Annotated in this window: 17 protein-coding genes; 10 read left to right on the top strand and 7 right to left on the bottom strand. The window is 61.3% G+C overall.

Annotated elements, in window-relative coordinates:
* Positions 1-23 precede the first annotated feature (23 nt).
* The 7 genes from H5U38_07530 (at position 24) to H5U38_07500 (ending at position 11,209) form a co-directional block, all read left to right on the top strand.
* Entirely contained in the window at positions 24-1,253 is a 1,230-nt protein-coding gene (locus tag H5U38_07530) for an ABC transporter permease (protein ID MBC7186866.1), read from the top strand.
* A gap of 3 nt (positions 1,254-1,256) precedes the next feature.
* Entirely contained in the window at positions 1,257-2,504 is a 1,248-nt protein-coding gene (locus tag H5U38_07525; protein ID MBC7186865.1) for an ABC transporter permease, read from the top strand.
* Positions 2,505-2,529: 25 nt separating this feature from the next.
* Positions 2,530-2,868 carry an STAS domain-containing protein gene (locus tag H5U38_07520; GenBank protein ID MBC7186864.1) on the top strand — a complete coding sequence of 113 codons (339 nt, stop codon included), beginning with the start codon at positions 2,530-2,532 and terminating at the stop codon, positions 2,866-2,868.
* A 9-nt stretch (positions 2,869-2,877) separates the two neighbouring features.
* Complete coding sequence (locus H5U38_07515) at positions 2,878-3,441, top strand: pentapeptide repeat-containing protein (GenBank protein ID MBC7186863.1); 564 nt, start codon at positions 2,878-2,880, stop codon at positions 3,439-3,441.
* Positions 3,442-3,820: 379 nt separating this feature from the next.
* Positions 3,821-6,955: a TonB-dependent receptor gene (locus H5U38_07510; GenBank protein MBC7186862.1), complete on the top strand. Its 3,135-nt coding sequence runs from the start codon at positions 3,821-3,823 to the stop codon at positions 6,953-6,955.
* Positions 6,956-7,000: 45 nt separating this feature from the next.
* Positions 7,001-10,099 (top strand): hypothetical protein, encoded by a 3,099-nt coding sequence (locus H5U38_07505; protein ID MBC7186861.1) that lies wholly within the window; start codon positions 7,001-7,003, stop codon positions 10,097-10,099.
* A gap of 63 nt (positions 10,100-10,162) precedes the next feature.
* On the top strand, positions 10,163-11,209 hold the full coding sequence (locus H5U38_07500) for a PorV/PorQ family protein (GenBank protein ID MBC7186860.1): 1,047 nt from the start codon (positions 10,163-10,165) through the stop codon (positions 11,207-11,209).
* Between the two features lie 214 nt (positions 11,210-11,423).
* Here H5U38_07500 and H5U38_07495 read toward each other — a convergent pair whose 3' ends face one another.
* Both H5U38_07495 and H5U38_07490 read right to left on the bottom strand, forming a co-directional pair.
* The gene (locus H5U38_07495) at positions 11,424-11,594 is read right to left on the bottom strand and encodes a hypothetical protein (protein MBC7186859.1); all 171 of its coding nucleotides are present in this window, start codon (positions 11,592-11,594) and stop codon (positions 11,424-11,426) included.
* 106 nt (positions 11,595-11,700) lie between these two features.
* A complete protein-coding gene (locus H5U38_07490) occupies positions 11,701-12,237 on the bottom strand; it encodes an RNA methyltransferase (GenBank protein MBC7186858.1) in 537 nt (178 codons plus the stop codon).
* Between the two features lie 104 nt (positions 12,238-12,341).
* Here H5U38_07490 and H5U38_07485 point away from each other — a divergent pair, with 104 nt between their 5' ends.
* The gene (locus H5U38_07485; GenBank protein MBC7186857.1) at positions 12,342-12,935 is read left to right on the top strand and encodes a phosphoesterase PA-phosphatase; all 594 of its coding nucleotides are present in this window, start codon (positions 12,342-12,344) and stop codon (positions 12,933-12,935) included.
* Between the two features lie 25 nt (positions 12,936-12,960).
* Positions 12,961-13,998: an RNA 3'-terminal phosphate cyclase gene (locus H5U38_07480; GenBank protein MBC7186856.1), complete on the top strand. Its 1,038-nt coding sequence runs from the start codon at positions 12,961-12,963 to the stop codon at positions 13,996-13,998.
* A 118-nt stretch (positions 13,999-14,116) separates the two neighbouring features.
* Here H5U38_07480 and H5U38_07475 read toward each other — a convergent pair whose 3' ends face one another.
* The 5 genes from H5U38_07475 to H5U38_07455 all read right to left on the bottom strand — a co-directional run bounded on the left by H5U38_07475 (position 14,117) and on the right by H5U38_07455 (position 19,000).
* Complete coding sequence (locus tag H5U38_07475; GenBank protein MBC7186855.1) at positions 14,117-14,692, bottom strand: flavin reductase family protein; 576 nt, start codon at positions 14,690-14,692, stop codon at positions 14,117-14,119.
* A gap of 21 nt (positions 14,693-14,713) precedes the next feature.
* Positions 14,714-17,305, bottom strand: coding sequence for a hypothetical protein (locus H5U38_07470; protein MBC7186854.1), 2,592 nt, complete (start codon positions 17,303-17,305; stop codon positions 14,714-14,716).
* 76 nt (positions 17,306-17,381) lie between these two features.
* Positions 17,382-17,525: a hypothetical protein gene (locus H5U38_07465; protein MBC7186853.1), complete on the bottom strand. Its 144-nt coding sequence runs from the start codon at positions 17,523-17,525 to the stop codon at positions 17,382-17,384.
* A 65-nt stretch (positions 17,526-17,590) separates the two neighbouring features.
* The gene (locus tag H5U38_07460; GenBank protein MBC7186852.1) at positions 17,591-18,058 is read right to left on the bottom strand and encodes a hypothetical protein; all 468 of its coding nucleotides are present in this window, start codon (positions 18,056-18,058) and stop codon (positions 17,591-17,593) included.
* 45 nt (positions 18,059-18,103) lie between these two features.
* Positions 18,104-19,000, bottom strand: coding sequence for a proline dehydrogenase family protein (locus H5U38_07455; GenBank protein ID MBC7186851.1), 897 nt, complete (start codon positions 18,998-19,000; stop codon positions 18,104-18,106).
* Here H5U38_07455 and H5U38_07450 point away from each other — a divergent pair.
* Positions 18,999-19,706: ParA family protein (locus H5U38_07450; GenBank protein MBC7186850.1), on the top strand; the 708-nt coding region annotated here is incomplete at its 3' end. The two genes, H5U38_07455 and H5U38_07450, sit on opposite strands and share 2 nt — an antisense overlap.

The raw sequence follows: 19,706 nt of genomic DNA, 5'->3' as shown, positions 1-19,706 counted from the left end.
AGACCGGGCCAGGAGAGGTGAGCATGATCCGTTTTGCCACAGCATTGTGGGACAGCGCCCGCATGGCAGTGTTGGCCTTGTGGGCACACAAGATGCGCGCCTTCCTCACCGTGCTGGGCATCATTATCGGTGTCACCACCATCACCGGGATTGTGTCGGTCATTCAGGGACTCAACAAGGCCGTCTACTCGCAGATCGCCGGCCTGGGCGCTGACTTGCTCTACGTGCAAAAGTTTCCTTGGGTCTCTGGGCGGGAGTTCTATAAGTATCGCAATCGCAAGAACATCACCACCAAGGAAGCCGATGCCTTGAAGCGCTTCTGCACCTTGGCCACGGTGGTCTCGCCAATGACCGGCACGCGGCGCACAGTCAAGTACGGCAGCACCAAGCTGAGCGACGTCACCATCTACGCCGTGGAGGCCAACTACAAGGACGCGGCCAATGTGTTGCCAGAGTTCGGTCGGTTCATCACCGAAACGGACGTGGAGCGACGACACGCGGTGTGCGTGATCGGCCAGGAGGTGGCCGCCAAGCTCTTTGACCGCGTCGACCCCATCGGGCGCAAGATCACCGTGGGGGACCACAAGTTCACCGTGGTCGGCGTGCTGGAAAAGCAAGGGGAGGTGCTCGGGCGGAACAATGACATCGTGGTCATGGTGCCCCTCTCCATCTTCCAGAAGCTGTACGGCTCGCGGCGCAGCCTGACGATTCTGGTGAAGGTCGTCGACGCCTCCCGGCTTGCCGATGCGGAAGATGAGATCATCGGCATCTTGCGCCGGGTGCGGCAGGTGCCGCCGGACAAGGAGAACGACTTTGCCATCAACCGCCAGGACATTTTGGAAAACCTCTACAAAAATCTGACACGGGTGCTCTACGCCGTCGCCTTTGGCATCGGGGCATTGTCGCTGTTAGTCGGGGGCATTGGCATCATGAACATTATGCTGGTCTCGGTGACGGAACGGACGCGCGAGATCGGCATCCGCAAGGCAGTGGGCGCACGCCGCTCCGATGTGATGCTGCAGTTTCTTGTGGAGTCGGTGGTCATCAGCGCCCTGGGCGGGCTAATCGGCCTCGGGCTCGGCTTTGGGGTGGGCATGCTCTTGGGGCGGCTGCCCGTTTTGGAAGCCACCATTGCCCCGAGTGCCGTGCTCTTGGGGTTGGGGTTTTCATGCGGCGTGGGGATGTTCGCTGGCCTTTATCCGGCCTGGAAGGCCTCGCGGCTTGACCCCATCGTCGCCCTGCGTTACGAATAGCGGATGAGGAGCAAGGCGAACACTGCCATGGATTTGCGCGAAAGCATAAAGATGTCTGTGAGCGCCATCGCCGCGAACAAGTTCCGCTCCATCTTGACCGCGCTGGGCATCATCATCGGTGTGTTCGCGGTCATTGGCATGCAGACCATAATCCAGGGCCTCAACAACTGGTGGGAGAAAGAGCTGTCGGTCCTGGGTGCGGACACCTTCCAGATCCGCAAGTATCCGGCAGTACAGATTGGGGACTCGTGGCAGAAATACCGCAACCGGCGTAACATCACCTTGGAGGAAGTGGAGGAACTGCAGCGGCGCGCCACATTGGTCAGCGTGGTGTCACCGGTGGTCTTTCGCTTTGGCGCGACCCTGCGGCACGGCGACAAGAAGACCAACCCGGACATCATGGTCTTCGGCGGCGACCAATACCGCCAGGAGGCTGACGGGCAGTTCGTGAGCGAAGGCCGCTTCATCAACGAGATGGACGTACAGCGGCGACGGCAGGTGTGCGTCATCGGCACGGACCTCGCCGAGCAGCTCTTCCCGTTCCGCGAAGCGGTGGGCGAGGACATCCTCATCGATGGACATCGCTGTACGGTGATCGGCGTACTGGAGGAGAAGGGGTCTGTCTTTGGCCAGAGCCAGGACGCGCATGTGATTATTCCCATCTCCACCTTCGGCAAGTTTTACGGAATGAATCGCAGTGTGTATGTGGACTGCAAGGCAGTGCGGCCCGAGCTCTTGAATCAGGCCATTGAAGAGGTGACGGGGATTATGCGGGCTGTGCGGCGGGTGCCGCCCGGCGAGCCCAACGACTTTGAAATTATGACCAGGGACTCGTTGATGGAGACCTGGCGCAATGTGACCAAGGTTGTCTTTGTGGCGGCGCTGGTCATTTGTGGCATCTCGCTGCTAGTGGGCGGCATCGGCGTGATGAACATCATGCTGGTGTCGGTCACCGAGCGCACCAGGGAGATCGGTATCCGCAAGGCAGTGGGTGCGCGGCGTCGCGACATTCTGGGGCAGTTCCTGTTGGAGGCGGTGTTGATCTGTGAGTTCGGTGGGATCATCGGCGCTGTGCTCGGCGTGGGCATAGGGTTGCTCATCGGCGCCCTCACGCCCCTGCCGGCTGCGGTGCCGGTGTGGGCGGTCCTGTTGGGGCTGGGGTTCATCTCCTTGGTGGGCATCGTCTTCGGCATCTACCCGGCAGCCAGGGCCGCACGGCTGGATCCGATCGAAGCACTGCGGTACGAGTAGCCTGTTGGCAAAGCCAGGAGGAAGCATGGAGCTTGAGGAAAAGCGTGTGGGGGACGTGTTGGTCGTGGGCCTGAGTGGCAAGCTCATGGGAGGCAAAGACGCCGAACGCTTCCGCGAGATGCTCTATCGCGCCATCGGCGAGGGCATCGTGAACGTGCTGGTGGATCTGAGCCAGGTGACCTGGATGAACAGCTCCGGGCTGGGCATGCTCATCAGCGGGCTGACCACCATGCGCAGCGCCGGCGGTGACCTGCGCCTGGTGGGACTCAATGAGGGGACACGCCGCCCGCTGGTGATCACCCGGCTGGACTCCGTCTTCGAGGTGTTCGACAGCGAGGAACAGGGGGTGCGCAGCTTTGCTTAGGAGGACCCCATGGCACGTTTGACCCGAGAGGAGATCCTGGCGCGCGCCCGACAGGGCGAGTCACTTGCCGGCCTTGATCTCCGAGAAGCGGACTTGTCTTACGAAGACTTGCGGGGCCTGGACCTCCGCAATGCTGACCTCAGCGATGCCCACCTGCAGAATGCCAACCTCGAACGAGCCAACCTCAGCGGTGCCAATCTCACGCGGGCCTTCCTGTTTGGCGCTAACCTCAGCCGGGCTCGCCTGGACGGTGCCGTGCTGGTGGAGACGAACCTACAAGACACGAACTTGGAGGGGGCGTCGGCTGCCAGGGCAGAAATGGTTGCCTGCGCTCTGTTCGGGGCGCACCTTGCCAGGGCGAACCTGCGCGGCGCGAACCTGACCGACGCACGGCTGAAGCGCGCCAACCTCAAGGGGGCGAACTTGGCAGGTGCCATCCTGCGGGGTGCTCACCTGGAGCGCGCGGACTTGACGGGGGCTGACCTGTCCGACACCGACCTGCGCGGTGCACACCTGGCACATGCAAACCTGGAGGGGGCACGCATGGAAGGCGCAAAGACTGATGGCGCTTAACCCCTGGCTAAAGCGCGGGCTTGCCCTCAGCGAAACTCCGCCCGAAATCCCCGCCGGCGCTCCTTCCCCCACAAGCTTGCCTTAAGTCGACTTTTTTTCTTGTCTCTCTGCCGCGGAATTGCAACTTTTCTCTTGACAAACTGGGGCGGATTCATTATTTTACGGCATAGAAACCCCCAGAAAAGAAAAGGCTATTAGCAGGAGCTGCCAGACCCATGCCAATAGCCCGTTGTGCCAGAAGCCAGGGGGCGGTCTCCCGAAATCCGCGCAAGGATCCAGGGGAGAGGACCGCCCTTTTTGTTTTGGCACACCTTTAAGACGCAGCAGATGGGGAAAAAGTTGCAACTTTTTTTTTCACCAAACAGAGGAGGCCGCGGCAGTGAAACGCGCACAGGTAGTCCTGGCCCTGGCTCTCGCCCTGGTGCTGGCAGTGCCGGTGACGCTGTTTGCTGGCACCACAGGCAAGCTCGCCGGGTTCGTAAAGGACAAGGAAACGGGCCAACCCCTGCCCGGTGCCAACGTGTTCATCGAGGGCACGAAGATGGGGGCAGCAACCGACGCTGACGGCTACTACTTCATCATCAACGTGCGGCCTGGCGTCTATCGGGTAACGGCTTCCATGATCGGCTATCAGCGGGAGACGGTTACCGGTGTGCGGGTGAGCGTTGACCTGACCACTAAGATCAACTTTGAGCTCAGCCCCACGGTGATCGACTTGGGCAAGGCCGTGGAGGTGACAGCAGAGCGGCCGCTCATCGAGCCTTCGGTCACCACCAAGCGCACCACGGTCACGGCGGAGATGATCACCAACATGCCCGTGCGCTCGGTGCAGGACATCATGACCCTGCAGTCGGGTATCACCGTCATGGAAGGCTACCAGAACAAGATCGCCGGCTTTGAGGCGCGCGGCCTTGACCAAACCCACGTGCGCGGCGGCAGAAGTGGCCAGATCGCCTACATGGTGGACGGGATGTACGTGGAAGATGCCATCTACGCCGGCATGGGGACCACGGTCAACCGGGAGGCCATCGATGAGCTGACGGTCATCACCGGCAACTTTGACGCGGAGTACGGCGAGGCGCAATCGGCGGTGGTCAACATCGTCACCAAAGAGGGGCGCGACTACTACTCCGGCATGGCGGAGGTGACCAGCGGCGAGGTGGCGGGCTGGCTGGGCTCCAAGAGCGACGACCTGCGCAACGCCCACCAGGTCATCGGCTCCTTTGGCGGCCCGGTGCCGTTTGTTAAGGGACTGAGCTTCTTCCTTTCTGGCTCACAGGGCTACCGCAAGTACACGGTGCTGGAGTACGACCAGTACACTTACGACCCGACACCGCTCAATTGGCTCCTGGACCATCCCGAGGATCCTCGCTACAAGAAGATCCAGGAGCAGATCGACGCAGGGATCATCACGGAAGTAACCGACATCAACAAGTTGCGCAACAACAGCACCTACCGCTACGTCGGCGATGTGATGCGGCACTGGGCCACCGGCGCCTGGCGGAAGGCGTGGTCCTGGAAAGCCGACTGGGGAGAGGACCGCAAGCCGAACACCAAGGACGCAGGCGAAGGTGACGGCATCAACGACCTGATTCGTTGGGACGACACTGCCGGCTGGATGGCTTTTGGCTTCAACTCCGACTATGACTTTGCCGGCAAGCTCTCCTGGCGGATCAACCCCAGCATGAAGTTGGTCTACACCCACCGGCAGACGCAGCGGCGGTTCCGCTACTTCGACGACTTCTGGCGCTTTGCCGAGCAGGGCATCCACATCGTCACCGACCAGACTGAGCAGCAAGGTCTGATCTGGACGCACCAGGTGAGCCCCAAGCTCTTTTACGAGCTGCGCGGCTCACGTTTCTGGAAGCATCGCCGCTATCGCGTGTATGGTCCGGATGGCCACGAGTTGACCGCAGGCCACTCGGAGCTCTTCAGGGATGCATTTCTCGAGACGTGGATCGAGCAGTTCGAGAAGGAAAACGGTCGCAAGCCCACCGATGCGGAGATCGAGGCCCGGCGCCAGCAGATCGCCCGCGAATGGCCGGTGACCCCACAGGAATACCCGGACAGGACTTCCACCGGTGGTTTTGCGTGCGACCTTACCTTCGTCCGGGTAGATACCATCACCGAACATGGCGTGCAGGTGCCGCGCTACGTGTACTACGGTTACACTACGCAGTACTGGACGCGGAATTTCCAGCAGGATTTCGAGCTCTCCGGCAGCCTCACCTGGCAGGCGCACCGCAGCCACCAGGTGAAGATTGGCGGCGAGTACAAGACCTTCGGCTTTGACAAGAACAGCCTACTTGGCAAGCTGGCAGGTGGCGAATCCGGAGGCCTGTTCTTCCTGGAACTCCAGCACCCCTACCTTGCCAACCCGTATGTGGAGTACTACCACACCCATCCCGTGGAGATTTCAGCGTACATTCAGGACAAAATGGAGTTCGAAAACCTCATCGTCAACGCCGGAATCCGCTTCGACTTTGCCGATTCCAAAGGGCGGGCGTGGGAAAACTGGAACGATCCCACCTCGCAGGTGCAGACGGGGAGGAAGAAGTGGCAGTGGAGCCCTCGTTTGGGCATTGGCCATCCGATCACCGATCGGGCCACCTTCCATTTTGCCTATGGCCACTTCTTCCAGGTGCCGGACTACCGGGACCTGTACACCAACCAGACCCTTAACCTGAACTCGCCCCTACCGTTGTTCGGCTGGGCCAATATGGATGCGGCGCGCACTGAGGCCTATGAACTGGGCGTGGATCAGCAGATTGGCGACAATTGGAAGCTGAGCGTGGCGGCATGGGCCAAGGAGAACAACGGCGACCCAGGGAGCTACCGCATCACCGGCTTTGACCCGGACAGCTTAGGGCTCTACAGCTACTCGATTATCCACAACAGCGACTTTGGCAGCTCCAAGGGAATCGACATCAGCTTGGAGAAGCGCTTCAGTGACAACTACTTCGGTACCTTGGAGTACACTTACTCTGTGGCCAAGGCGAACAAGTATTACTCCTGGGCCGGGTACTGGGACAGTGACACCGAGGAGAACCGGCCGAAGAAGGAGTACCTGATGCCATGGGATCAGACCCACGTCATCGACATCAACGCTGGCTACGCTTTGGGAAGAGGGCAAGGCCCGAAGATCTTTGGTGTGCGGCCGTTTGAGCGCACGACGCTGCAGTTTATCTTCCGCGGCTCCAGTGGTTACCCCTACACGCCGACGGTGGGCGGCCAGGCGCTGGAGCCTAACACCGCGCGGCGACCGTGGCGCATGACGCTTGATGGGGTGTTCCGCCGGGACTTTGTGCTGTTCGGGCGTCTGCGCGCCGCGTTGGTGGCACGAGTGTGGAACATCCTGGACCGCAAGAACGTGCTCACCGTGTATTCGGAGACCGGCAGCCCGACCGATCCCGGCCCGACCATGAGCCGTACGGCGTACAGCACGCAGTATGACCACCCGCACTGGTACGGCGAGCGGCGGCGCATCGACCTGGGCCTGCGCCTGGAGATGTAGCAGCTCAGGAAAGGTAACCGTAGACTCTACCCCAGGAGAATGACCATGAGACGAGAAGCGCTCGTGTTCCTCTGCATTGTCCTACTGGCCGCCTTGGCCTGGGCAGCGGACCTGAACCAGCAACAGCAGAAGGGTCTGCAGAAGCCCATGCACAGCCGCGACATCGCCGTGGGCATACTGGATGTGGGCAAGGTGCAGCATGCGGTGTTTAACGACGGCCGTCTGTCCACATGGGACTACCGACCCTCGGTGCCGGCGTTTTTCTACAAGGGGTGGTCCTACGTGCCGGACCTTTTCCCAATGTTGGGCATTCCGGATGGACCATGGGCACCGCGGCGCTATGACCCAGTCAAAGGTGACACGGTGAGCATGGGGGCCACGGTTTCGGAGCGAAACGTGGCCGCAGACTGGGGCCCCAAGGCCGGCTCCTACGGCAAGCTTCATTCTGGCGACGTGACCGTGGGCGACGTGATGGCCAATGCGCCGTCGAGCATCAAAGGCCTGCCCATTGTCGCCACCAGCACAATCGAGGCCTCCTGGCCGAAGGATGCCAGTGGCAATCGCATCTGGCCCGGGCCGTGGGCGCGGGACCCCAAAACTGGGGAGATCATCCCCGGCAAATTCACCTCCGACAAAGACGTCTTTTTCGTGATGAACGACTATGACCTCAACAACGTCGGTCAGCGCTATGCCGAGGCGGACGGCCGCGTGGACCAAGGCTATGCCACTGGCATCGACGTGGAGGTGACTGCCTACACCTATGGAAGGTCCTACGCCGAGGACTTTATCTTCTTCCCGTGCCGGATCATCAACAATAGCAAGGCGATCGACCCACGGGGCATTGGCTACGATTACAAGGGAGTCTACTTCGGCTTTTACATCGATGCGGACCTCCCGGAGTACAACCTCACCACTACCTACAACGACCGCATGGACTGGATGGGGTTCCTGATCTCGGAGTACGACGCCAAGAAGGACACCACCTACCGGTACAACACGGCCTACTTCTACGACTATCGTTGGGGTACGGGCGACTTTAGCGGCGTGGCTGACCCGGCGGCATGGAAGGTGTATATTGGCCTCAAGCTGCTGGAGACGCCGAAGGCTCCCGCGGGTGGTGTGGACTTGGACAAGGACGGGATCATCGATATTCCGGAGGGACAACAGCTCGGGCTCACCGACTGGCATTGGTTCAACTGGGAGCAACGGCCAGGCGTGTTGACCCCGGACAAGCAGGAGCTGGAGCAGTACAAATTGATGAGCGGCGACACCTCGAACCTGTCCATCGAGCAGCAGGACAACTACTTCTGGCCGGACCCCAGCGGCAAGCTGAATCCGCACCTGGATTCGCCGGAGCTGATCAGGGAAAAGTTCCCCACCGGGTTAGACTGCGTGTTCATCATGAGCACAGGGCCGTTCGACCTGCCGGCCGGTGACACGACCACCTTCAGCTTCTGCATGATCGCCGGCGATGATTTCGAAGACTACAAGTTCAACGCGCGCAATGCGCAGTTCATGTACGAGCTGTTCTACCAGGGGGCCGACCCGCCGTCGCCGCCGCGCGTCACGGCGGTGCCAGGCGACGGCAAGGTGACCCTCTACTGGGACCGCAGCGCCGAGGAGAGCCGCGACTTGATGACTGGCGCCAAGGACTTTCAGGGGTACCGTATCTATCGGACGACCTCCAACCCGACTAACAACCAGTGGGGCGAGATCATTCGCGACGGATTAGGCAACGCGGTGGGGTTCATCCCGGTGGCGCAATTTGACCTCAACGATAACGTGAGTGGCCTTGACCCCAACTACCCGCACCTCAACCTCGGCAACAATACCGGCCTGGTGCACTCGTGGACGGACAACAACGTGAAGAACGGTGTCACTTATTGGTACAGTGTGACCTCCTACGACCGGGGCATTAGCCTGGCACGTGGCGACTCGTTAGCTTTAGCCGGGTGGGCGGACCTGAACTCGTTAGAGTGCGCCAAAGGGGTAAACCCGCAGGCCGCGCCGAACCTGGTGGAGGTCACCCCTGGACCTACGCCTAGCAACTACGTGGCGCCGACCATCGCAGTGGAGGCTCTGCCTGGTGCGTACACCGGCAACACGCTCACTGCCAGAATCTTTGACCAGTTCGCGGTGACTGGACACTCGTACCTGATTACCATCGACGACGCAAAGCCGGGGGTGAAGTACTACGACGTCCTGGACGAGGCGACAGGTCAGCAGGTGGTGGACAACGGTCCACTGGGTGCCTCTGCTGAGGGGCCGATCTTCGATGGCCTGCAGCTCACGGTGGTGGAGCGCTTCAGCACCGTGAGCCTTGACCCCGACTCGACCTACTGGTACCGGGGGCAGCGCGGCACGGAGTCGCCCTGCAACTGGCAGGTCACGGGCACTCCAGCCGGCGACTTTCCCTTTGACTATGAGTTTAGGTTTGTAAGCGAGCCAGACACGGCCTTTCAGCCGGCCACCTACATTACGCCTTTTGAGATCTGGAACTTGACGCTCAACAAGAAGGCGGCTTTTGGTCACTTCACCGCAAACCCAGCGGATACCACGCCCCAAATGAAAGCGACCTGGACCAGCGGTGACGAGCTCAAACTGCGCGAGGTGGTGGAGACAGGCAAGCCGGCCAAGTTTACCTGGACATTCAAGCTTTCGGCTCCGCCTCCGCGCATCGACAGTACCCTGGTGAATGGGCAGTGGGTGTACACGAAGGTGGATACTGGAGTGGCCCCGCAGACTGGCGATGTGCTGCGCATCATCTCGGGCAAGCCCTTTGTGGGCAAGCGGGACAAGTTCCGCCTCAACACCAGCCGCTATGTGGTGCGGGAAGCTGAGAAGGCCGACCTGAAGAAGGTGCGCGTGGTGCCCAATCCGTACATCATCTCCGCGCAATGGGAGCTTGACCCCAACCAGCGGCAGATTCAATTCACCAACCTGCCCAACAAGTGCGACATCCACATCTACACCATTACCGGAGAGCGGGTGTATACCCTTCACCACGAGCATGAGACGCAGAGCTGGACCTACTGGAACATGCTGAGCTTCAACCAGCAGGAGGTGGCCTACGGCATGTACCTCTACGTGGTGGAGACGCCCAATGGGCAAACCCAGGTAGGCAAATTTGCGATACTGCGGTAGTTCTGGTCCGGAAGTCATCAGGGTGGCAGTCACGCCACTGGATGAAAGCGGAAGGAGCCAATCATGAGAAAGTTAACCATAGTGCTTCTGGTCGCGACGGTCTGGGTGCTGACCTCGTGGGCACAGGAGAACTCACGCGTGGGCACCTGCGCCGCGCAGTTCCTCAAGGTGGGGGTCGGCGCCCGGGCGGCAGCGCTCGGTGAGTCGGGTACGGCAGCGCCGGGAATTACCGGCTTGTACTGGAACCCGGCGGCCGTGGCGGCAGTGGACCGCTTGTCCGCTTTTTTCTCCTACTCCTCGATGTATGCGGGCCTGTCGCACAACTTCTTGGGGCTGGCCTATCCACTGGGTGCAGGGAGCACCGTCGGCGTGGGCATCACCTACATGACCTCCGACGACATCGAAATCACCACAGTGGACATGCCGCAGGGAACCGGCGCGTTCTACAGCCTGAGTAACTACGCCGTGGGGCTGACCTTTGCGCGCTACATGACGGATCGCTTGAGCTTGGGCATCACCGCCAAGTTCATCCAGGAGGGGATTTACCGGGAGAAGGCGCGCACGATCGCGGTCGACCTCGGCTCGCTCCTGGACACCGGACTGCTGGGGATGAAATTGGCCATGAGTCTTTCCAATTTCGGGGGCAATATGCGGCTTTCCGGCCCAGACCTGCGTGTCAGCCACACGCGTTGGCCAGAGTACACCGGCAACCCTACGCGTTATGCTGACCTGAGCACCGAGGTTTGGCCCCTGCCCATGATCTTCCGCATGGGCATCTCCTCCAGTCTGGTGGGAGTAGACGGCCAACTGGCTAAGAGTGAGTCCAATGAGGTCACCGTCTATGCCGATGCGACCGATACCAACGACTCGCTCTTGCGGTCTAACTTTGGCGTGGAGTACGTGTGGAACAACATCATCGCCTTGCGAGGCGGCTACCGTGGTGTGGTGCTGGCGCACGATGAGTACGAGACCTACAACACCTCCAGTTATGCAGCAGGTGTCGGCTTGCACTATGCGGTGGCTGGGTTGGACCTGACTTTGGACTATGCCTACACGGACTACCAGATACTGGGCAACACGCAGCAACTTAGCATTACCCTCAAGTTCTGAATTCCACGGATGACCTGACAGGCGCCCGTCGGCCTGCGGTCGATGGGCGCTTTGTTTTTGAGCGACGAGGGGGAGCCTACGCGCGAGGAGGCCAGGTCCTCAGTGCGGCCGAGGCGTGTGCGTTTCGGCCTGTGCAGGGCGTGGGGAGAAGCGGGGGCACAGTGGCGCGTCGCCGCGGGGGTTCCTGAGTAGCGGAACCTCCATCGCCGGCTCCTCACGGTCGCCATTTGCCCAAGGCGAGGAGGCAGTACAGGCCGATGCCCAGCAGGGCGCAGAAGACGAACACGGGCAGCGCCTGCGGCTGTTCGGCGAAGACGAACTGGTAGACGAGCCCCACTGCACTGATGCCGATGTAGATCGCCCCCCTTGTCACAAAGGCCTTCATTGCCTGGTCCTCTTTGCTGTGCGAGGTGCGGCAAGATACCCGGCTCCCCCTTCAATAACCCAGACTCAGCTTTTCGCTGCTTCGCTGCCACTCAAGCCAGCACCTCTCAGCGCTGAGCATCGAAGTGGCGTACGATCTCATACACGGCTATGCCAAAGGCCACACTCACATTGAGCGACTCCTTTACTCCTGCCATAGGGATTTCGACCGCCAGGTCAGCCAAAGCGACCACCTCGTCAGACACTCCGTGGTGTTCGTGCCCCACCACCAGGCAAAGCGGGAAGCGATAGGGCGCCACGCGGAAGTCGTGGCTGCAATCGGTGTGCTCCAGAATGACGATCTGCACGCCTTCGGCCTTGAGACGACGCACCGCCTGGACCGCGCTGGGCACGTACTCCCAGGGCACTGCCTCCTCTGCGCCGAGGCTGGTCTTGCGGATTTCCGGCCGTGGCGGACAGGCCGAGATGCCGCAAAGGAAGAGCTTGGCCAGACCTGCGCCGTCTGCAGTGCGAAACATCGCGCCGATGTTGTGCATGCTGCGTACATTGTCAGCCAGCGCGTAGATGGGCCTACGTGGGCGCTGGCGCAACTCGGCAGGCGACGGCCGGAGGCGGGAAAGTTCAAGAGGGCTCAACTTGCGCATGTGCACGCTCCGGCAACGCCGAGGCCTGGCGACTTTTCCCTTGCAAAAGTGGGCGGAAATTTGTAGTGTTTTGCGCGGCGCACAGAACGGGAAGAGAACAGGTGATGACAGTGGAACGGATCGCGCAGGTGATTTCCAACGTGACGGTGCCCACCGTGCTCTCGGCGGTGGCCTTTCTTGCTTTGTCCATCCACGACGAAACCTCCTTGCTGCGGGGGCTGGTGACCACCGCCATCTGTTGGGTCACCGGCTCGATTTTGCCCGCAGCGTATGTGCTCAAATTGGAGCGGGAAAAGCGAGTGAGCGACAAACACGTGCCCATCCGTGAGCAGCGCACCCGGCCTTATCTGATCGCCGTGCTCTGTTACACCGTTGGTCTGGCGCTCCTCCTTGTCATCGGGGCGCCGTTCTCTGTCTGGGGTCTGATGTGGTGCTACGCCACAAATACGCTGCTCATCACGCTGATAAATCTCCGCTGGAAGATGAGCGCCCACGCCATGGGTGCGGCAGGGGCGCTGGCGGGCCTCACCTATGGCTTTGGGGCGGCGATGCTCCCCGCCTACGTTCTGCTGCCGGTAGTCTGCTGGGCGCGGCTGCGGTTGCGGGCACACACGCTGGCCCAAGTGGTGGCCGGCGCCTGTGGGGGCCTGCTCCTCACGTTCGGGCAACTGTGGCTTCTCAGTGAGCTTCTCCGTTAGGATTTGAACGTAGAGGTCAGCGCACATGGTTGTGCTCGACGGGTCCATGGGTGAGGGAGGGGGTCAGGTCCTGCGCAGCGCTCTGACGCTCTCCCTACTGACCGGCAAGAGCTTCCAGATCCAAAACATTCGGGCTCGGCGCCCAAAGCCGGGTCTCATGGCGCAACATCTCAAAGCCATCGAAGCAGCAGCGTCCGTTGGCCAGGCACAGGTGCAGGGCGCAGCCTTAGGCTCTACTACCTTGCGCTTTGCACCGGGTGTCGTAACCCCGGGCACCTACCGCTTCGACATTGGCACGGCCGGGTCCACCTCCCTGGTGGCCCAGACCGTGGCCGTGCCCTTGTCCCGTTGTGCGGCAGCCTCGGCGCTCACCATCACCGGCGGCACGCACGTGCCATGGAGCCCTTGTTTCCACTTCCTGCAGTTGCACTGGCTTCCCCTCCTGGCCCAGGCGGGCTTCCGCATCTCCATGGAGCTGGAGCGCGCCGGGTTCTATCCCGAGGGCGGCGGAGTTATCCGCATGACCGTGGAACCGGCAGGGCCGCTGAGGCCTCTGGTGCGCACAGAGCGAGGAGAACTTCGCAAGGTCACCGGGCTCTCCGCAGTGGCCAGGCTGGATATGAGCATCGCTGAGCGACAGCGGCGTCAGGCTCTGCGCCGCCTGGCAGCTATGGGCGTCGAGGCGGAGATCGAGCTGCTTTCCCTCCCTGCTCGCTCTCCGGGCACTTTCTTGTTCCTGCTGGCAGACTTTGCCCACTCGCAGTGCTGCTACTACGCCTTGGGCGAACGTGGCAAGCCTGCCGAGCGGGTAGCAGACGAGGCAGTGGACCAGCTGCAGCGCTTCTTGGCCACTGATGCCGCGGTGGATGAGTATGTCGCCGACCAGCTGGTCATCCCCCTGCTTCTGGCGGATGGGTCTTCCGAGCTGCGCGTGGCTCGGCTTACGCGCCATCTTCTCACCAACATTGAGGTGGTGCGCTCGTTCTTGCCGGTGGTCATTGAGGTGGCCGGGCAAGAAGGGGAGCCAGGAAGCGTACGCATCCACGGGCCGGCCCTGAGGTAGCACGTCGCCCCTGGAGTGCGCCGCGCCGCCTTGCCTCATGGGCAGCACATTTTCGCTGCGCACCACGCGCGTCGCCTGGCACCGTGGCGCTTTCCTTTTTCCGGACCGAAAGGCTCGGCTACAGCGTCGGCTTACGTGGCCGCCGCACTATGGAGGCCGCGTCGGTGGTCACATAGGTGTCGGAGCCCAGATAAAGGGTGGGCTTCACCCGCTCGGGCCGCAGAGCCCCGTTTTCGTCAAAGAACTCTTCCTGGTAGTGGACCGCAACTACCTTCCCCACGATGAGGTCATGGTCACCGAAAGTAGCAATGCTTTCTAAGGTGCACTCCAAGATGGCGTAGGCATCCTCCAGGCCCGGGGACGAGATGAGGTGGGAGGGCTCCAGCTTGAGACCGAAACGCGCCACCTTGTCCACCTCTGCGCCAGATACCCGGCCGCAGGAATGCACAATATCGGCCTTTTCGTTAGGGAGGAAGTTGCAGGTAAAGTTGCCCGCCTGGGCGATGAGGTTGTGCGTGAACCTCTTCTTGGTAATTGCCACGGCGAATAGCGGCGGATTGAACGACAGGGCGGTGTTCCAGGCCGCCGCCATAAAGTTCGTACGCTCGCCGTGGCGGACTCCCACCAAGGTTACATTCTTGGGGTAGAAGTACAGAAAGTGCTCTAAGGTAGTGGTCACGCGCTTTTCTGTCATATGCGCCCCTCAACTCCTTTCTCACTGCAGACGTAGCTTGAGCACCTGGCGGACGTATGCGTCGCCTTCGCCGGTGAAGGAGAGCTTTGCGAGGTAGAAGTCTCGGTCTCTTTGCACAACCTCGCCCCCTTGTGCCTCAAGCACCGGGCGCTCCGTGTGCAGGGAAAGCTCGTAGTCTTGCCCGGCGCGTCCTTCCAGGACGATGGTGTGCCATCCATCCTCGGCCGAGTGCCGGATGACCTTCAGTCCCTGCGGGGGGTCGCCGATGCGCGGTGATGTCACAGGCGGGGCAATGCTCAACCCCGCCGTATAGTCGATTTCCACCACTGCGGAAGTAGCCAGACGGAGCGAGACCGCGCAGCGCACCAGGCCGAGGGAGTCGCTTACGACAAATCGCGCGGGATTGCCATCCACGCGCACCTGGTGCACGATGGAGCCGACGGGCAGGAAGGGGGCACAGGTGAGGTCGTAGCCGCCTTTCCCCTGGTGTTCGCACTCCAAGCGCACGTGCCCGGGCGTGCGGGTGTATTGAAAGGCGAACACATCATCGCCGAGTCGGTAGTTGCGCACCGCAAACCGGTCCCAGGTGCACGGCGGCTGTGGACTGAACTCGACACTGCGCGTAAGGACATCGCCCCGGAGGCCTACCAGGCCGCGCACAAGCGCGTGTACAAACTGCGAAGAGCCGAAAAGCTGGTGGGGCACCGAGGTGTCCAAGGCGCGATAGCGGTCGCCGGAAAGGAGCTCCGTGTGGTAGCCCAAGGCATCGGCAGTAGTCAGGTGGACGGTGTCCATCAAGTGCAAAAATCCGGACACTGGGCGCGCGTAGCGATATTCTGCGAGGGCCACGAGGCCCGTGAGAAAGGGCCACACCCCGCCATTGTTGTAGCTGAGGGGATCGTAGGCGGTGCTTCGATTGGAAAGCATTCGGGTTCCCCAATCGGTGCTCAGTTCGGACGAGGCGAAGCGATCCAACATGGGTGCGGCAGCATCTGGGGGGAAGTGGCCGAAGAGCAGCGACACCGCTGGCCAAGAGGTGACCTCGTCGTTGACTCCCCCCTCCTTGGCGATGGCGAAGTTGATGAGCCCCTTGTTCGCGTTGCGGAAGCTCGCGCGCATGGCCTGCAGCGCTTTCAAATGCCTGGCGTGTGCCTCCTTGGCCACACCTTCTTTGCCTAATGCCCGGGCGATGAACTCGAGCTCCGCCAGCGCCTGCGTCCACAGGGCCGCCAGGTAGATGTCCGTGCGAATGTTTTGACGCAGCGAACCGAGCTCGGCCGCTCCCAGACCAGCCTTGGCATGATCCATGAGTCCATCGCCGTCCTCGTCGCAGGCGAGGCACCAGCGGTAGGCCTTCATGAGCGACTGCCAACTGGCCTGCATGAAGGCGAGGTCGCCACTGGCACGCAGGTAGTCTGCCATCTGCACGATGTAGAAGGGGGTAACGTCCCCGTGGATGTAACCGTAGGGATACTCCTCGAACCAGCGAACGAGGCCGCCGGCCTGTGACAGCTCGTGCATCATCTTGCCGTCAGCGCGTTGGTACTTCTGCAAAAAGGAGAGGGCCTGGCGCACGGTGGCAAAGTCGCCGTAGGCGTTCATGGCCAGGGCGTTCAGGAAGGCGTCGCCGCCGAAAAACCAGGCAAAGCCGGGACGACGCCCAACCCCTGAGGTGCCGTAGCCGGCGACCAAGCCGCGGCCGAGGTGGGGATTGTCCACCAGCCCCTTGTCCAGCGCCACTCGCGCCCAATTGAAGGCCATCTCCAATTCCTTGTCGGGCAGCTCGAGCACCAATAGCTCCTGGCGCAGCCTTTCGTAATGGGCCCGTGTAGAAGCGAGCAGTTCCTCTGCGCGCTCAAGGAGCCGCCAGTAGGTTGCCTTCACTTCGCTCAACCCCGGGGTGGTGCTGCCGGCAATGACGATGGGCAGAAAGTGCCCCTTGCTTTCGGCAGGATCGACGCGAAGCTCAAAGCGCATGGGATTGCTGGCCAGTTCGTGCGCCGGCGGCGACGACTGCGGCCGGCCGTACGGCGAGCCAATCACACCGGAGAACTTGAAGCGGCTCTCGGAGATCACGTAGAGCCGCTCCTGGTCGTCCCAATAGCAGAACTGGCCGCCCATGCCGCCGGGCCACATGGGATTCAGGTCTGGGAAGAAGCTGACCAGCAACGACAGGGGGCTCTGGGTGTCCACGTCCAAGAGAATCACGAGGCCCGGCTCTTCCAAGGGGGCGAAGAGGGTCTGACGCAGCGTGAAAGCTGGGTGCGAGTAGCGAATCGTGACCGCCTCCGGGCGCACGGTGATGGTGCGCGCCAGGCGCGCGAGATCGAATGGGTAGGCCCGCCCCTCCATCAGCACCGCCAGCTGCAGACCGTGCAGAAGCTTGAGCGGGAATGCCCACGCCTCGAATATCCCCTCCTCAAGGCCGAGAAGGGCTGCCTTGCGCCCCACTGCCTCGCAGTAGGTCCCCGGTTGCACTGCACGTTCCAGCGCCAGCGGGCCATCGATGATGGGAAACTTGGGCAATGGTTGCCACTGGCGATCGGCCGCCGCAGCGGGGAGCACGCTGAAGAACAAGAGAAAGGCGCAAACTGCCAGGACAAGACGGTTCATGGGTGGTGCTCCTGCTGTGAGCGCGTTGGGTAGAGCCGGGACGCAGTGCAGCTGGCGGGCCGGCTCCGTGAACGGTTCATTCTTCAGCCGTCTTCTCTGTCGGCGTCGAAGGAATCGGTTGACCGACTTTCAGCTTCTCTTCCGCCTTTCGGATTTGCTTTGGCGTGTAGCACAGCCGCTCACGGTACTTGAGGATCTTCTTTGCAATCCGCTTCTTCATCCCGGATGTGCCTCCTTTCCAAAAGCCGTTTCTGAGTCGGTGCGCTGGAGCAGTAGCAACCCTTGTCAAGACTTGCGCACCAATGACAGGGCAAAGACCAGCACACCTACCAGCACCAGCACCACACCCCAAAGTTTGCCGAAGAGGTGATTGAGGACCATGAACAAGGCGGCGGTCACGATGAGCATGAGCGCCACGGAGAGGCTATTGGTCTCGCGCGTGAACGCATAGACGGCCAGAAAGGCCCCTCCAGGTGCGACGAGCAGCAGCGGCCACAGCTGCACCATGGCGCCCCAGCCTGCGATGGCACAGTAGAGAAGAAGTAGGCTCGCCAGGCTGAGCATGACGCCACTAAGGAGCAACGGCGTGCTGCGCGGCCCGCTAAAGTAGGCAGTGGCCATGGCCACGCCGATGGTCAGCGGGATGAGCGGCCACAGGGCAGCCATGCTGACCAGCTTGGTAGCAGCCAACAGGAGAACTAGCCCTCCGACGATGAGAGCGATGCCAAATATGCGCAGACTGGTCGTGGACATGACTTTTTCCCTCCTCAATGGTTAGGTGCGTCCTGTTCCTCAGAATTAGCTCCGGAACAGGCTTCTTACAATGTAACCGGCGATCTGGGGGTTCTCCTTAAGGCGCCGGGTCGAGTAGGCGTACCACTGCTGGCCAAAAGGCACGTACACCCGGAGCCGGTGCCCCTCGCTGACGAGTAGCGAACGCAGCTTTTCCGTGACCCCCAAGAGCATCTGGAACTCGTACTGGTCTCTGCGCAGGCCAAGGGTGTGGATGATGCGCAGCGCGTGCCATATCAGGCGCTCGTCATGTGTGGCAATGCCCACGTAGCAGCCATTGCGCAGCATGAGCTCCGCCAGGTAAGCAAAGTTGTAGTTGATGATCTCCGGGTCTTTCCAGGCGAGGTGGTGCGGTTCCACGTAGATCCCTTTGCACAGGCGGAAATTGGCTTTGTGCTTGATGAGCTGCTCTGCATCCGCAAGGGTGCGGCGGAGATAGGCCTGCAGCACAATGCCGACGTTGTCGTACTTTTCGCGGAGTCGGAGGTAGATGGCGATGGTGTCGGAGGTGCAAGAAGAGTCCTCCATGTCGATGCGGACAAAATTGCCGTGCCGCGCGGCCTCAGCGACGATGCCGGCTACGGTCTCATAGCAAAAGTCCGTATTGATCTTCAGCCCCATTTGCGTGAGCTTCAGGGAGACATTGGCATCCAAGCGGTGGTCGGCGATAGCCTGTAAGGCCTGCTTGTAGGCCTGCGCCGCAGCGGAGGCCTCCTCGCGGCGGGTGATGTGTTCGCCGAGCACGTCCAAGGTGGCGCACATCCCCTGTGCGTTGAGCTCCTTCGTCACGCGAATGGCATCCTCCAGCGTGGGCCCGGCAATGTACGGCTTGGCAAACTGCTTGACAATGAAGCGGGGCACTGCAGGCATGAAGAAGACGATGAGACGATTCAGTAGCTTCATGACTGTGCTTCTCCAGGGTTGTGCCGCATGGCCACATTCGCGTGGAGAAATTACAATCTTCTCGGGGAAATGTCAAGGGAAAAGCTGCGCGGAAGGGGCAACTTTTGCCTTGCTTTTCTTTCGGCAATGGATTATATTAACGCCGGTTACGCGAGTGAGGGCGAGCGTCGTGAAACGGCACAAGGTCATCGGGATAGCCAACCAGAAGGGCGGAGTAGGCAAGACAACTACGGCAGTAAACCTCTCTGCTTGCCTGGCTGTTGCTGAATACCCCACCTTGCTTATCGATATCGACCCCCAGGCCAATAGCACGAGCGGCCTGGGCATCGACCCCCGTTCCACCGCGGCGAACATCTACAACGTGCTGATTGATGGGACGGACATCAACTCGGTAATTCTGCGCACCGAGTTGGAGTATCTCGACCTGGTGCCTTCCTCCATTGATCTGGTAGGGGCAGAGGTGGAATTGGTCTCTGCCATGTCTCGGGAGCATCGCCTGCGGCGGGCGTTAGAGAAGCTGGTGCCCAAATATCGCTTCGTTTTCATCGATTGCCCGCCTTCGTTAGGGCTGCTCACCCTAAACGCCTTGGCGGCGGCGGATTCAGTGCTCATCCCTATCCAGTGCGAGTACTATGCGTTGGAGGGGTTGGGGCAACTGCTCAACACCGTGCGGTTGGTGCAGAAGCACCTGAATAGCGACCTGAAG

The organism is Calditrichota bacterium (assembly GCA_014359355.1).
Classification (GTDB): Bacteria; Zhuqueibacterota; Zhuqueibacteria; order JANLFK01; family Oleimicrobiaceae; genus Oleimicrobium.
Note: the sequence above shows the minus strand (reverse complement) of the source record. Positions and strands in the feature narration are given on the sequence as shown.

Bases quoted from the DNA above. Each gene is read 5' to 3' on its own strand.
- H5U38_07485 (MBC7186857.1), top strand. From the start codon at position 12,342: ATGACAGTGGAACGGATCGCGCAGGTGATTTCCAACGTGACGGTGCCC.
- H5U38_07490 (MBC7186858.1), bottom strand. From the start codon at position 12,237: ATGCGCAAGTTGAGCCCTCTTGAACTTTCCCGCCTCCGGCCGTCGCCT.
- H5U38_07465 (MBC7186853.1), bottom strand. From the start codon at position 17,525: ATGAAGAAGCGGATTGCAAAGAAGATCCTCAAGTACCGTGAGCGGCTG.
- H5U38_07500 (MBC7186860.1), top strand. From the start codon at position 10,163: ATGAGAAAGTTAACCATAGTGCTTCTGGTCGCGACGGTCTGGGTGCTG.
- H5U38_07480 (MBC7186856.1), top strand. From the start codon at position 12,961: ATGGTTGTGCTCGACGGGTCCATGGGTGAGGGAGGGGGTCAGGTCCTG.
- H5U38_07470 (MBC7186854.1), bottom strand. From the start codon at position 17,305: ATGAACCGTCTTGTCCTGGCAGTTTGCGCCTTTCTCTTGTTCTTCAGC.
- H5U38_07520 (MBC7186864.1), top strand. From the start codon at position 2,530: ATGGAGCTTGAGGAAAAGCGTGTGGGGGACGTGTTGGTCGTGGGCCTG.
- H5U38_07455 (MBC7186851.1), bottom strand. From the start codon at position 19,000: ATGAAGCTACTGAATCGTCTCATCGTCTTCTTCATGCCTGCAGTGCCC.
- H5U38_07460 (MBC7186852.1), bottom strand. From the start codon at position 18,058: ATGTCCACGACCAGTCTGCGCATATTTGGCATCGCTCTCATCGTCGGA.
- H5U38_07530 (MBC7186866.1), top strand. From the start codon at position 24: ATGATCCGTTTTGCCACAGCATTGTGGGACAGCGCCCGCATGGCAGTG.
- H5U38_07475 (MBC7186855.1), bottom strand. From the start codon at position 14,692: ATGACAGAAAAGCGCGTGACCACTACCTTAGAGCACTTTCTGTACTTC.
- H5U38_07505 (MBC7186861.1), top strand. From the start codon at position 7,001: ATGAGACGAGAAGCGCTCGTGTTCCTCTGCATTGTCCTACTGGCCGCC.
- H5U38_07525 (MBC7186865.1), top strand. From the start codon at position 1,257: ATGAGGAGCAAGGCGAACACTGCCATGGATTTGCGCGAAAGCATAAAG.
- H5U38_07495 (MBC7186859.1), bottom strand. From the start codon at position 11,594: ATGAAGGCCTTTGTGACAAGGGGGGCGATCTACATCGGCATCAGTGCA.
- H5U38_07515 (MBC7186863.1), top strand. From the start codon at position 2,878: ATGGCACGTTTGACCCGAGAGGAGATCCTGGCGCGCGCCCGACAGGGC.